The following is a 14702-nucleotide window of genomic DNA, read 5'->3' as shown; positions in this document are numbered from 1 at the left end:
GACTGATTAACAATTTTAATCAGGCTCAACCAATGATAATAGCTCATTAGCATTTAACAGTTGAACAATTTGCTTAGAGAGCAATACCAAACCAACTTTAGTAACATTATCCTGAGTATACACTGAAATTCGACACGGTAACATTGTGGCTAAATTAATATCCTTTTCAAGAATATCTTTTGCAACTTTTGGATTACAAATTTCGAATATCTGGCATTCCTCTGTCAGCCAATGTTTGTTTAATATCAAAAATATGCAAAATATCAAACCGGTTGTCTATAACAGCTTTCTTAAGTCTTTTAATTACCCCACTAACACTTAGTTGTGAGCTTTTAATATATAAACCTGACATAAAAGAACAGCTTCGTAATACGAGCCGTATTTTTAATAGTTTAAGCAATATGCTCAACTAAACGAAGCATATTACAAGTATAACCATACTCGTTATCATACCAAGATACAACTTTAACAAACGTATCATCCAGCGCAATACCTGCGCTAGAATCAAAAATAGAAGAAGCGCTAAAACCACGGAAGTCACTTGATACAACTGAGTCTTCGGTGTAGGCTAATGTGCCCTTCATTGAGCTTTTTGAGGCTTCTTTCATAGCATCACAAATTTGCTCATAAGTTACATTCTTGTTTAACTCGCAAGTTAAATCAACCACTGAAACATCAACCGATGGAATACGAAATGCCATACCTGTTAATTTACCATTAAGCTCTGGCAATACAACACCTACTGCTTTAGCAGCACCTGTTGATGAAGGAATGATATTCTCAAACACCGAACGACCACCTCTCCAATCTTTCATTGAAGGACCGTCAACCGTTTTTTGTGCTGCTGTTGATGCATGAACTGTCGTCATTAAACCGCGCTTTAAGCCCCAATTATCATTAATCACTTTAGCGATTGGTGCAAGACAATTAGTGGTACAAGATGCTGCTGAAATAATGGCCTGACCTGTATATTTAGTGTGATTTACACCATATACAAACATTGGTGTGTTGTCTTTAGAAGGTGCTGATTGAACCACTTTTTTTGCACCCGCATCAATGTGCGCTTGACAAAATTCTTCAGTTAAGAAAAAACCTGTGCAATCAATTGCCACATCTACATCAATATCACCCCATGCAAGATCAGCAGGATTACGTTCAGCTGACAAGCGAATTTTTTTGCCATTGATGACAAAATTATCACCATCAACTACAATATCGCCATCAAAACGACCGTGAACTGTATCATACTTTAGCATATATGCCAAGTAATCATTGTCTAATAAGTCGTTAATACCAACTACTTCTAGTTCTGAAAAATTCTTTGCAATTGCACGAAATACCATGCGACCAATACGACCAAAACCATTAATACCCACTTTTATTGCCATTTTCTTACTCCTTTTTTACTCCAATTACATTATACCATTTAGGCATAAATCTCATTAAAAACACTAAAAAGATTATCAATAACTTTTACCATGTTTAAATTTATTATTTTAACCAATAACAGCTATTGCTTTTGCAATGACGTTATTTATTGTAAAACCAAATGCTTTAAATAATTGATCCGCTGGTGCAGACTCACCGAAGGTTGTCATACAAACCACATCACCATCTAGACCTACGTATTTATACCATCCATCACCAACACCTGCCTCAATTGCAAGGCGCTTTACACCAGGTGTTAAAACTGAATCTTTATAAGCTTGGCCTTGATCATCATAAGCATTTGTACAAGGCATTGAAACAACACGCACTTTGACATCCATTGCTGCTGCTGCTTCAACTGCTAAGCCCACTTCAGAACCCGTTGCAATAAAGATAATATCAGCCGTACCTTCACAATCTTTAAGAATATAACCGCCTTTTTCAATATTTGCCACTTGCTCAGAAGTTCGCTCCATTGCCGTTAAAGTTTGGCGTGAAAAAACCAGTCCTGTTGGCGCATTATTTCTAAGTATCGCCATTTTCCAAGATACCGCTGATTCCACTGCATCGCATCCTCTCCAAGACTGGAAATTAGGAATCATGCGCATGGTTGCTAACTGCTCAATTGGCTGATGCGTAGGACCATCTTCGCCTAGACCGATAGAATCATGAGTATAAACATAAATTGTACCAATTTTCATCAGTGCTGACATACGCAATGCATTACGCATAAATTCCATAAACATAAAAAATGTTGCACCATAAACCTTAAAAGCACCATGAAGCACCATACCATTCATCATGTGTGCCATACCAAATTCACGAACACCCCATGAAATATAATTACCATTCGCGTTTTGTGCATTCACTTTAACAGTACCTGACCAATTAGTTAGGTTAGATCCGGTCAAATCAGCAGAGCCTCCAAACATTTCTGGCAATAAAGGAGCCATGGTTTCAATCGTACGTTGAGAGGCTTGACGAGAAGCGATGCTTGGCATTTCTTCTTGCGTTTTAGCAATGAATTTATCCATTTCAATTACAAAATTATCAGGCAAATCACCCGACATACGGCGCTCAAACTCAGCAGCATCTGCTGGAAACTCAGCCTTATAAGCTGCAAATTTAACATCCCAAGCTGATTCATCAATAGTACCTTTTTCTTTATGATCCCAGCCTTTATAAATATCTGCAGGAATTTTAAATGGCGCAAAGTCCCAGCCCAACTCTTTACGAGTTGCAGCAATTTCATCATCACCCAATGGGGCGCCATGACAATTATGTGTACCGCATAAATTAGGCGAACCAAAGCCAATGGTTGTTCGTGTACAAATAAGCGAAGGTTTAGCAGTTTCAGCTTTGGCTGCATTAATAGCTGCATTAATGGCATCAGCATCATGCCCATCAACATCACGAACAACATGCCAACCATAAGACTCAAAACGACCCGCTGCATCTTTTTCCATCCAGTCAGAAATATGGCCATCAATAGAAATATCATTATCGTCCCAAAACGCAATCAATTTGCCAAGCCCCAACGTACCAGCCATAGCGCAAGACTCATGAGACAAGCCCTCCATTAAGCAACCATCACCCATAAATACATAGGTGTTATGATCAACAATATCATGACCTGGCTTGTTAAATTGTGCCCCTAATGTACGCTCGGCAATTGCCATACCAACTGCATTGGTAACGCCTTGTCCTAATGGTCCTGTTGTTGTCTCAATACCATCTGCATATCCATATTCAGGATGACCTGCTGTTTTAGCATGCAATTGACGAAAGTTTTTAATATCATTCATGCTAAGATCATAACCTGATAAATGTAGCAATGAATAAATTAGCATCGATCCATGTCCATTTGATAATACAAAACGGTCACGATCAGCCCACTTAGCGTGTATTGGGTTATACTTCAAATGATCATTCCAAAGTACCTGAGCAATATCTGCCATACCCATTGGCGCACCTGGATGACCTGAGTTTGCCTTTTGAACTGCATCCATGCTTAAAGCACGAATGGCATTTGCTAAATCTCTGCGTGATGGCATATAAAATTCCTTGCTCAAAAATTGAATAATTATACGTAAAAATTACCCTTAATCAAGGCGCTCTCAAATGATTGTTTTATAAAAACAAGTAATCACACAATAGGAACACTGACTCGATTATGAAGCTAGTTTTTTATAACAAACAAAGCAAGATACGTAATATTGTATGGGTGGTTATGGGTGGACTTGAACCACCGACCCCAGCATTATGAATGCTGTGCTCTAACCAACTGAGCTACATAACCAATAAGAAGGGAGTATTATCGAAAGATTTAACGTAAATGTCAACAGATAAGACGTAATATTAATAAAATCAATTACTATGTCAATTATTAAAATAGCACTAACGGGTGGTATTGCTTGTGGTAAGTCAAGGGTAAGTCAAATCTTAAGTGGCTTGGGTGTGGATGTTATTAACCTTGACAAACTTGCACGCCAAGCTGTCAAACCTGACACGCTTGTACTTAAAAAGCTAATAAAACACTTTGGCAATGACATTCTTAATGCTGATAAAAGTCTTGATCGTAGCGCTTTACGTGAGCTTTTATTAGAAAGTAAATCTAATCAACAATTGATTGAAACAATGTTGCATCCAGAAATATTAATGCGTATGCAAACTGAAATTAAAAAACTAGAAAGTAAACTAGTAGTGGTTGAAATACCGTTATTAGCTGAAAAAAACCTTACTCATTTATTTGATAGGATAATCATTGTTGGTTGTAATGAAGAAGAACAATTAAAAAGATTAATTGCTCGTAACGATATTAGTCTAAAAGAAGCAAAAAGTATGATTTCTACGCAAATTAATCATTTACTACGCTTAGAATTATGTAACAAAACACCTATTGATATTATTGAAAATAACCTAGATATTGCTGACTTAACCCAAAAAACTAACCAATTGTATAAAAAACTAACCAATTTGTAATCTTTAAATAATATTACGATTGATTAGGTGTTCTGTGATAGTGTTATTAACATCCCCTTCATCAATAACATTATCAGGGTAAACAGCCACCATACAACCATATTCACAACGTCTCAAGCGGCACGACTTACTGACACTAATTTTACTCTCACCTAGATTGCCTTCTTGGTGACATTCATTCTTAACGTAACTATGTATCGCTTCAGATTTAAGCTATACAATACGTTTTACCATTTTTACAAATATTGTTACAAAAGAAAATATGCCGCATATAAAGGTTTATCAAAAAAATCTTTAAAAATCAATAGCACGCTGATAGCAGTATTTTTTATCAAAACCGGTTATTTTAGCTACAAGTTTAGCAGCTTTTGCCGCACCCATTTCAGCGAGCAAAATAGGTAATATTTTGTCCAATATCTCCTCTTCTGATATTTTATTACCCTTATCCATTGCTGAAATAAGAATCACAAATTCACCTTTTTGATGTGCATCATCCGCTTGTAAATAATCAATCAACTTTGGCAATGTGTTTGTGTTGATTGTCTCAAACAACTTGGTGAGCTCTTTGGCAAAGCAAACAATACGTTCATTACCTAGTATTACTTGTAAATCTTGCGCACAGGAAAGAATACGTTTGGGCGATTCATAAAAAATAGCCACTTCATTGATATGGGCGATTGAGCGAATTACCTTAAGACGTGCTGATTGCTTACTGGGTAAAAAACCAAAAAAACTAAATTTATCGCTGGCAATTCCTGATGCGCTAATTGCGCTAATCATTGCGTTAGAACCAGGAATTGGCGATACGTTAATGTCTGCTTTTTTCGCCTCGCTCACTAATATATAGCCTGGATCACTAATAAGTGGCGTACCTGCATCGCTAATCAATGCAATATGTTTGCCTGCTAATAATTCATTGATTACATCTGGTGTTTTACGTTTTTCATTATGCTCATGAAAAGCACGCATAGACGTTGTAATATCATAATGATTAAGCAAGTGTTTGGAATGACGTGTATCCTCTGCCAAAATAATATCAACTATTTTTAGCGTTTCAATCGCCCTAAAAGTGATATCATCTAGGTTTCCAATTGGTGTGGCAACAATATAAAGCGTTCCGTTCATATTCGGTTTTAAAAGAAAAATTGCTAATCAGACAAAAAGTATTGCATTGGCATATTTGTCCAACATAGCATCTTAAGCTCATTGAAAAAAATTATTTAACCCCGTTGGGTAAAACAGGTATCATTATGCTTGATAAAATCGGTCAAACACTAATTTTTAACTGAAGTTCGTTATCGTACTAATATTCGTTTTAGTACTGCGATAGAAACGGCCGCTTTCAAAAGCAAGAAAATATAATTCACATTTGCTAAATTATATTTACAAAGACACCAAAAAAAATATTAAGATTATCTGCTCAAGTATTAGAATCTAATTTAAAATACCCTAAGATTTTTTGAATAAAAGACGCTTTCGAAAACTAAACATCATGAAAAAAATCATTCTATCAATATCTCTAATAGTAAACTCTTTATTTCTAATAGGTTGTGCACCAGTCATTCAAGGCGCCTCAACCGTTAGTTCAGTAATTTCAATAAGTAATGATAGACGCAGTATTGGAAAAATACTAGATGATAAGACTATTGCTTCTAGGCTATTAATCTGGTACAGTGAAGATCCAACACTAAGTGATGTGCATCTTAATTTTATGGTTTATAACAAAACAGTGCTCATTACTGGAGAAGTGTCAACACCAGAAATACGCATTTATGCTAGCAAACAAGCACAACTTCAAGTACCAAATATTTCACAAATATTTAATGAAATCAAACTCGGACCTTCAAGCGGGTTAATCAGTCGAGTCAAAGATTCAGCTATCACCATACAAGTAGAGTTTCTATTTCAAAACCAAGAAGTGTTTCATCCAATCCATGTTCGGGTAATGACCGAAAACCAGGTGGTTTATTTAATGGGCGCTTTAACTAAGCGCGAAGCGAATATGGCTGCTAAAACTGCTGCTAAAGCCAAAGGTGCTTACAAGGTTGTGAAGTTATTTGATTATCTAAAAACTCGTCCAAAGGCTGAAATAGAACGTGATAAGCTTAAAGAACTTGAAGATAAACGTAAAGCTGAATTTGAAAAACAACAAGTCGACCTTGAGACAAAAAAAGCTGACTTACAGCGACAAATTAGAGCATTAAGTAGCAATACTACAGCGACAAATTTTTCACCAGAATATGCATTCTAATACCATAACCTTCCACCCATACTTGATATTTAGACACTCAACAGTACGATGCATAACCAACATAGTGGTTTGCAAAGTATTAATTTTATCAATTTCAATCACACTTACTTCACACACCGCCCATTAGCATTAATAAACAATCAACGCATACACAAAATCTCACACTTTTTCTCACTAAGATTTTTTGAATCGGTCAATTCAGGCAAATCAAAATTATTTGACAAAATAACTACACCCACAATAATTATTAACACTCTCTTCAATCTAACATAGACGTGTTCAAAGGATAACTTCCACACTTAAAAAGAATTCAAATAAAAAATAAATGTTATGCTTAATAACATTTATTTTTCTACTAACCATCAACAGCTTTAAAACCGATATCATCCCGATAATAAGCACCCTTCCAATTGATTTTTTTCACCAGTTGGTAGGCTTTAGTTTTAGCATCTAAGATACTTTCACCCAAAGCTGTCGCACATAAAACACGCCCACCACTGGATAGGATCTTGCCATTTTCTAGCTTTGTTCCTGCATGGAAAACTTTAGCGTCTTGACTATTTTCTGGCAGAATAATTGATTCACTAGTATTGTAAGCATTTGGATAGCCTTTTGCAGCTAAAACTACACCAAGGCAAATGCGTTCATCCCACTCAATGCTTGCTTGGTCTAATTTTTGTTGTGTTGCTAATAAACATAAGTCTGCCAAATTAGATCTAAGACGCATCATAATCGGCTGAGTTTCAGGGTCACCAAAACGACAATTATATTCTAATACTTTAAAATTATTATCTTGATCAATCATCAATCCTGCATATAAAAATCCTGTGTAGATATTTCCTTCTGCTGCCATTGCATCAACAGTTGGGTAAATAACTTTAGTCATGATTGTCTGAAAAATCTCATCGGTAACAATAGGCGCTGGAGAATAAGCACCCATACCACCAGTGTTTGGGCCTTTATCGCCATTATCACGGGTTTTATGGTCTTGTGAGGTTGCCATTGGCAAAACATTTTTACCATCACACATCACAATAAAACTTGCTTCTTCGCCACTCAAAAACTCTTCAATAACTACACGTGAACCCGCTTCACCAAAACGATTGTCTTGTAACATATTAATAATTACACCTTCGGCTTCAGCTTGCGTATGAGCAATAATCACACCTTTACCTGTAGCCAAACCATCAGCTTTAATGACGATAGGTGTGCCTTTATTTTTAACATACTGAATGGCAGAATCTACGTTGGTAAATACGCCGTAATACGCTGTTGGAATATTATTACGTTCTAAAAAATACTTACAAAATGCCTTAGAACCCTCAAGTTGTGAAGCCGCTTTAGTTGGTCCAAAAATTACCAAATCCTCTTCTTGGAAACGATCAACCACGCCTATTACCAATGGCGCTTCAGGACCAACAATGGTTAAATCAATTTTATTGACTTTTACAAAAGCAATTAAACCTTCCATATCCTCTGCAGCAATACCAACATTAGTCAACTTATTTTCTAACTGTGTACCAGCATTACCAGGGGCAACAAATACTTGACTGACTGTATCAAATTTAGCACACTGCCAAGCAAAAGCATGTTCACGACCACCACTACCAATAACTAAAACTTTCATAAGCACTCCGTAATAAATTTTTTATGTGATAAAACTCACGATGCCATCGTAATTAATCGACATTAATACGATTGAATTAAACAAATTAATAATAATTGAGTGTAAATAACAACCCTCAAGAGGCGTAATTATAAAATATTTTGCAAGATAAAATGCAAGTCATCCTCATGAATTAGCTGCTGAATTTTTTGATTTCTATCCAATATAGAACTACTGCCAATCCTTTGAAAATAGGACAAAGGTCTTATCTTTTTCATAAAGGTTAATTTTATTAAAATCAATATAGTCAAGCTTTAACAAATAATCTACTAAATGATTCTCAGTATTAAACAGGTCAAATACTGATATTGATGTAACACTCAACTCTTCATTATTGAATCCTATAACAAAACGATACGCACCCATTTTAAGTAGCAAAAATAGCCAAACATCGACAGCTTATCAAGTACTCATCTACAATATTAAAAACTCGTTCGTGATTATAAACACTTTCACGCAAGCTTTTATTGTCCTTAATAGAGCGCATTAAATTGTTATAAAAATAACAACTGGTGCTTTTTTCTCATATAAATAACCTTTTTGGTACAATTGTCCCATTTTCTTGACACTCTCCAATACCAAAAAATTGTTTTTTCTCATCAAATAATTTCACTTTAAACAATCCTTGCTTATCTGTTTGAATCTCTCTACCAAACTTGATATTCACACTTTGAGCTTCACTCAAATAAACGTTTTCAAGATTTGGTAGCATAGCTTCACTAGCAAGAATTTTATCATCCAGTGTTTGATAATTATCCAATGCTAGTGCCTCAAGATCAGAAAATTTAAAAGTTTGGCTGATGTCAATATGTGCAAAGCCTGTGCGTCTGAGTTCAACAACATGTGCACCACAACCTAGTTTTTTACCAATATCTTCTATTAAAGTACGAATATAAGTGCCTTTAGAGCAGGTTATTTCAAGCGAAAGTATGCCATTTGCATAACCAAGATAAGTCATTTTATGAATAGTAACTGGGCGCGATTCTCTTTTTACCTCCACACCTTGTCTGGCAAGTTTATACAATGGATGTCCGTCTCTTTTGAGTGCTGAATACATAGGTGGAATTTGCAAAATATCACCTATAAAACTTATAGCCGTATTAACAATCTCACGCTCATTTAAATGCTCAAAAGATTGGGTTTTGATAATACTGCCTTCGCAATCACCTGTATCAGTCATTTGCCCCAGCTTACTACGCACAAAATAACTCTTATCATTCTCTAGTAAAAATTGTGCAATCTTAGTCGCTTGGCCTAAACAAATTGGCAAAATACCACTTGCTAAAGGGTCTAGGGCGCCTGTATGCCCAGCCTTTTTTGCAAAAAAAAGTCGTTTTACTTTTTGTAGAGCGGCATTAGAGCTTAGACCAACATCTTTATCTAATAAAACAATACCATTAATGTCTCTACCTTTTGGATTACGTCTCGACATGAAATGAGCTAACGCAATAGTCCATTAAAGTTTAGACAGTAGTTGTTCAATTCTTGCACCTGTATTAGACGCAGAGTCAAAGATAAATCCAAGTGCAGGTGTGTGGCGAAGGTCTAACGTTTTTGACAAACGCGAACGAAAAAAACCACTAGCTTTACTAAGTATAGGTTCAACTACCGTCCTATCTTCTTTAGTGACTGTATAAAAAACCTTAGCACTGCTTAAATCACGACTTGCCAATACATCAGTAATCATCACACCACTTAACCTTGGATCTTTGGTAGTGGTTTTTAATAATAACGTTAACTCACGACGAATTAGTTCACTAATTCTTTCAACTCTATAAGAGGTCTGTTCTAACACTTGTATCAAAAGCTCAATTAAAGTGTACGTATTCTTTCAATACGTTCAAAAACTTCTATTTGATCACCCGGTTGAATGTCTGTGTAATTAAGGACGCCAATACCACATTCAGTACCTGATTTCACTTCATTAACATTGTCCTTAAAACGTCTTAGTGATTCTAGCCAGCCTTCAAAAATAACCACACTATCACGCAATACCCGGATTAGGCTGTCACGTCTAACCACGCCCTCTTCAACCATACACCCTGCAATATCACCCATTTTTTGAGATCTGAACACACTCTTAACAGAGGCAATACCAATAATATTTTCACTAAGTTCAGGGCTAAGTAAACCACTCATAATCGTTTTAACATCATCAATTAAGTTATAAATAATTGAATAGTATTCAATACGAACACCTTCATTGTCAGCTGTTTTACGTGCAACAGCATCAGCACGCACATTAAAACCAAGTACCAAAGCGTTAGAAGTTGCTGCTAATGTAATGTCAGTATTGTTAATGCCACCAACACCACTTGACACCACTTTCACTTTAGCTTCATCCGTTGACAACCCTTCCAAGGCTTCAATCAATGCCTGCGCTGAACCTCTAACATCCGCTTTAAGCAATACATTAACGGTTGAAACATTGCTTTCCTCCATTTTCATTAGGAAGTTTTCCATCTTCGATGCTTGTTGTTTTTGCAATTGCGCTTCACGATTTTTAGCTTTTCTAAAATCAGCCACTTCACGAGCCTTACGTTCACTATCCACCACTAACACTTCATCACCAGAATTGGGAACGCCAGACAAACCTAATACCTCTACAGGCATTGACGGCGTAGCTGATTTGAGTACTTTACCTTTATCATCCACAATTTGCTTCACTTTTCCATATTCAAACCCAGCAATCATGATATCACCTTTATTCAACGTGCCAGATTGTACCAAAATAGTAGTAACCTTGCCGCGGCCTTTTTCAAGACGCGCTTCCAGTACAGTACCGCGTGCTAACGCTTTAATCACAGCTGAAAATTCTAAAACCTCAGCAGTTAATGAGATTGCGTCTAATAAAGCATCTACGCCTTCTCCAGTATACGCTGATACTGGTATCATCATTACATCGCCACCCCAATCTTCAGAGATAACATTATGCGTTGAAAGTACTTGCTTAATTTTATCAATATCAATTCCTTCTTTATCTATCTTATTAATTGCAACAATCATTGGCACACCTGCGGTTTGTACATGCTTGATAGACTCAATCGTTTGTGGCATCACACCATCATCAGCAGCCACCACCAAAATAACAATATCAGTCGCATTAGCGCTACGAGAGCGCATTTTAGAAAACGCTGCATGCCCTGGTGTATCAATAAAAGTAATGGTATTACCATTTGACTGAACTTGATAAGCGCCAATGTGTTGCGTAATACCGCCAGCTTCACCGTGCGTTACTTTGGCTTGACGAATATAATCAAGCAGTGAGGTTTTTCCATGATCAACATGTCCCATAATGGTTACAACAGGTGGTCTGGCCTTTTCATTACCACTAGATTTTAACTGCTCAATTAATACATCTTCAACGGTTTCTTCAACACTAGCAATGCTTTTATGTCCCATTTCTTCTACAACTAACATGGCAGTATCTTGGTCAATCACATCATTCAGTGTTGCCATAACGCCCATACCCATCAACACCTTAAGAACTTCGCCAGCTTTAGTAGCCATCTTTTGTGCAAGTTCGGTTACTTTAATATTTTCAGCAATAGCAATTTCGTGAACCACTTTTTCAATAGGTTTTTGGAAAGCGTGTTGCGCCTGCTCTTCTTGTACTTTTTGTGACAGGCGTGTTCTGTCTTTTTTCTTTAGTTTACGATTTGGATTATGTCTAGCAACGTGAAGTTGCCTGCGAGTATTATTGCCATTAAGTGTATTGCGTAAGCGTTTAGGTTTCTTATCTTCTTTGAACTTATCTATCATTTTTGGTTTTTCAGCTTTTTTCTCAATTTCTTGCGCTTGCGCCTGTTTAACAGTTTTTTTCTGGGCTTTTAGCACTTCTGCTTGAGTTTTTTGCAAACGTACCATCTCCAAGCGTTTAGCATCTTGGGCTAATAATTTTTTATCTGCATCACGACCAGCATCCAAGGCAACTTGAACGGCTTGAGCGACTTCATTAACAGCGATTTCAGGCTGTTCATCAGTCGCTGTAGCTGACTTTGTAAGACGTTTTTTCTTAACTTGCACCTTGGCACCACTTGCTGAATTGGCACTAGACTTAATGCCAGTCTTAGAAAAGGAAAACATACTAGATTTACTACTTGAACGTTTTGAAAGGCTACTCATCAAAATTTTTCTTTCTTCTGCTGAAATGGCAGAATCTGAATTTTTACCATCAACACCAGCATTAGCCAGAATTGTGATTACCTCATCAGGCGTCTTTTTCAATAATTTAGAGAGTGTTTGAACTGTATGTGCCATAAGCTTTGCCTATATTTTTTTAAAATTATTAACTTAAAATAAATTCTAACTCTAAATTAAAACCATCCTTCATTTTCTCTTGCAATCATGATAACACTAGATGCTATTTCAGTATCCATGTTTTGAATATCGAGCAAGTCATCAATAGACAACTCTGCCAAGTCATCAACAGTAACAATATCTGCTTCAATTAATGCACTTGCCAAGTCCTCACCAACTCCTTCAACACTCATTAGTAGCTCAGAAGCCTCAGCATCTCCCAAAGCCTGCACTAATTGTGCATCTGATGCGCGCTCTTGAAGTTCTTCAACCATTGATGCGTCAAACTCTTCTATGTTTTCTAATACTTGTGCATCTGCATCAACCAACTCACCCACACTACCAAACCCTTCTTCAATTAACACGCCTGCCACTTCAGAATCAACGCCTAATTGGTCGGCAAGTTTATCGCTAATTTTTAACGTTTCCTGTGCTTGTTTTTCATCAGCTTGAGTTGTTGACATCACATTTAATCTCCAACCAGTTAAACGAGAGGCAAGCTTAATGTTTTGACCACCACGACCAATGGCTAATGCTAACTGATCATCCTCAACTGCGATGTCCATTGAGTGCTTATCTTCATCAACAATAATTGAACTCACCTGCGCAGGCGCCATTGCATTAATCACAAATTGTGCATGATCTTCGTCCCAAAGAATGATATCAACACGCTCAGCATTCAGCTCATTTGACACCGCCTGAACACGTGCGCCACGCATACCAATGCAAGAACCAATGGGGTCTATACGTCTATCTTTAGCTCTAACTGCTAGTTTCGAGCGCAAACCCGGGTCTCTACTACCGCCCATGATTTCAATCACGCCTTCAGAAATTTCAGGCACTTCCATTTTAAACAGCTCAATCATCATTTCAGGCATACTACGTGATAGGAAAATTTGCGCACCACGAACAGAGGGTTTCACCTCTTTAATATAGGCCCTTAAACGGTCATTTTTACGCACTGATTCATTAGGAATGAGGTCAAATTTAGGAATCATGCCATCAACGCCACCACCCGTATCCACATAAACATTGCCTCTATCAACACGTTTAACCGTGACCATAACCACCTCGCCAATACGAGAGGAATAATCATTAACAATCACCTCTCTTTCTGCCTCACGAACCTTTTGGACAATCACTTGCTTAACAATTTGCGCTGCAATACGACCAAACTTTTGTGTTTCAATTGGCTTACGTACATAATCATCAACCGCTACACCACTCGCATCTTTTGCATAAACATGTAATTCTGAATCAAACTCAGTGCCATCATCATCAACAAATGTCTCACCATCTGCCACAACCATCCACTGCCTAAAGGTTAAAAATTCGCCCGTCTGTCTGTTAATTTCAACATATGCATCAATATTATTACGTTTTTTTGTAGCAATAGCCAATGCTTCTTCTAACGACTCAAGCACCTCTTCTTTAGAAATGTTTTTCTCGTTTGAAATTGCCTCAACCATCAAAAATAATTCTTTGCCGTCCATGTCTTTATTCTCCTAAATCACCCAATTGGGCTTAAAAATCAACCACTAAATTTGCTTTTTCAATCAGATCAATATCCAAAATAACCAGATCCAATTCACCAACCAACTCAAACGTATTATCAGCCTCATTAACACAACCAATCACACCAAAAAAATTGCGCCGCCCATCAATCGGCCTAACCATGCGTAACTTAACATTAGCGCCTAAAAAACGCTGATAATGCTCCTTATGGAACAATGGGCGCTCAATACCAGGTGATGAAACCTCCAAGGTGTATTGGCCACTAATCGGTTCCTCCACGTCAAAAATACTACTCAATTGACGAGAGACTTTTTCACAATCGTTAACACCAACGCCTTTTTTATCTGTATCAATAAAAACCCTCAAGATACTATGTTTGCCGCTAGCAACGTATTCAATACCCACCAATTCATAGCACATGTCCTTAATAACAAGCTCAATTAAATGGGTAATTTTGTCAGTCACTCTTGCCATATTATTCCTACTCATTCACCTTTCTACGCATAACAAAAACCCCCTGGAAAGGGGGTCTTAATCAACTCTTTCATTAATAAAATAATA

General features: G+C 36.9%; 13 protein-coding genes and 1 tRNA gene. 2 read left to right on the top strand and 12 right to left on the bottom strand.

Annotated elements, in window-relative coordinates; all coding sequences use genetic code 11:
* Positions 1 to 15: 15 nt before the first annotated feature.
* From RMAG_RS06090 to RMAG_RS00355, 5 genes are all read right to left on the bottom strand, one after another.
* Complete coding sequence (locus tag RMAG_RS06090) at positions 16 to 144, bottom strand: DUF302 domain-containing protein (protein WP_268745583.1); 129 nt, start codon at positions 142 to 144, stop codon at positions 16 to 18.
* A gap of 49 nt (positions 145 to 193) precedes the next feature.
* A complete protein-coding gene (locus tag RMAG_RS05750; RefSeq protein ID WP_187145688.1) occupies positions 194 to 352 on the bottom strand; it encodes a DUF302 domain-containing protein in 159 nt (52 codons plus the stop codon).
* A gap of 40 nt (positions 353 to 392) precedes the next feature.
* Entirely contained in the window at positions 393 to 1388 is a 996-nt protein-coding gene (gene gap, locus RMAG_RS00365) for a type I glyceraldehyde-3-phosphate dehydrogenase (RefSeq protein WP_011737490.1), read from the bottom strand.
* Positions 1389 to 1496: 108 nt separating this feature from the next.
* Positions 1497 to 3482: a transketolase gene (tkt, locus tag RMAG_RS00360; RefSeq protein ID WP_011737489.1), complete on the bottom strand. Its 1986-nt coding sequence runs from the start codon at positions 3480 to 3482 to the stop codon at positions 1497 to 1499.
* A gap of 171 nt (positions 3483 to 3653) precedes the next feature.
* Positions 3654 to 3727, bottom strand: a tRNA-Met gene (locus RMAG_RS00355).
* Between the two features lie 77 nt (positions 3728 to 3804).
* Here RMAG_RS00355 and coaE point away from each other — a divergent pair.
* A complete protein-coding gene (gene coaE / locus RMAG_RS00350) occupies positions 3805 to 4410 on the top strand; it encodes a dephospho-CoA kinase (protein WP_011737488.1) in 606 nt (201 codons plus the stop codon).
* Positions 4411 to 4704: 294 nt separating this feature from the next.
* Here coaE and rsmI read toward each other — a convergent pair whose 3' ends face one another.
* A complete protein-coding gene (gene rsmI / locus RMAG_RS00345; RefSeq protein WP_011737487.1) occupies positions 4705 to 5535 on the bottom strand; it encodes a 16S rRNA (cytidine(1402)-2'-O)-methyltransferase in 831 nt (276 codons plus the stop codon).
* A 367-nt stretch (positions 5536 to 5902) separates the two neighbouring features.
* On the opposite strand from rsmI, the gene RMAG_RS00340 reads away from it, so the two are divergent.
* Positions 5903 to 6661, top strand: a complete 759-nt coding sequence (locus RMAG_RS00340; protein WP_011737486.1) for a BON domain-containing protein — start codon at positions 5903 to 5905, stop codon at positions 6659 to 6661.
* 355 nt (positions 6662 to 7016) lie between these two features.
* On the opposite strand, the gene purD is transcribed toward RMAG_RS00340, so the two are convergent.
* The 6 genes from purD to rimP form a co-directional block, all read right to left on the bottom strand.
* Positions 7017 to 8288 (bottom strand): phosphoribosylamine--glycine ligase, encoded by a 1272-nt coding sequence (gene purD, locus RMAG_RS00335; protein WP_011737485.1) that lies wholly within the window; start codon positions 8286 to 8288, stop codon positions 7017 to 7019.
* Between the two features lie 562 nt (positions 8289 to 8850).
* Positions 8851 to 9759 (bottom strand): tRNA pseudouridine(55) synthase TruB, encoded by a 909-nt coding sequence (gene truB, locus RMAG_RS00325; protein ID WP_011737484.1) that lies wholly within the window; start codon positions 9757 to 9759, stop codon positions 8851 to 8853.
* 24 nt (positions 9760 to 9783) lie between these two features.
* Entirely contained in the window at positions 9784 to 10122 is a 339-nt protein-coding gene (gene rbfA, locus RMAG_RS00320; protein WP_011737483.1) for a 30S ribosome-binding factor RbfA, read from the bottom strand.
* A gap of 17 nt (positions 10123 to 10139) precedes the next feature.
* Positions 10140 to 12587 (bottom strand): translation initiation factor IF-2, encoded by a 2448-nt coding sequence (gene infB / locus RMAG_RS00315; protein WP_011737482.1) that lies wholly within the window; start codon positions 12585 to 12587, stop codon positions 10140 to 10142.
* 56 nt (positions 12588 to 12643) lie between these two features.
* Positions 12644 to 14119: a transcription termination factor NusA gene (gene nusA, locus RMAG_RS00310; protein ID WP_011737481.1), complete on the bottom strand. Its 1476-nt coding sequence runs from the start codon at positions 14117 to 14119 to the stop codon at positions 12644 to 12646.
* Between the two features lie 31 nt (positions 14120 to 14150).
* Positions 14151 to 14615, bottom strand: a complete 465-nt coding sequence (gene rimP, locus RMAG_RS00305) for a ribosome maturation factor RimP (protein ID WP_011737480.1) — start codon at positions 14613 to 14615, stop codon at positions 14151 to 14153.
* Positions 14616 to 14702 lie beyond the last annotated feature (87 nt).

The sequence above is a fragment of the Candidatus Ruthia magnifica str. Cm (Calyptogena magnifica) genome (assembly GCF_000015105.1).
Classification (GTDB): domain Bacteria; phylum Pseudomonadota; class Gammaproteobacteria; order PS1; family Pseudothioglobaceae; genus Ruthia; species Ruthia magnifica.
Note: the sequence above shows the minus strand (reverse complement) of the source record. Positions and strands in the feature narration are given on the sequence as shown.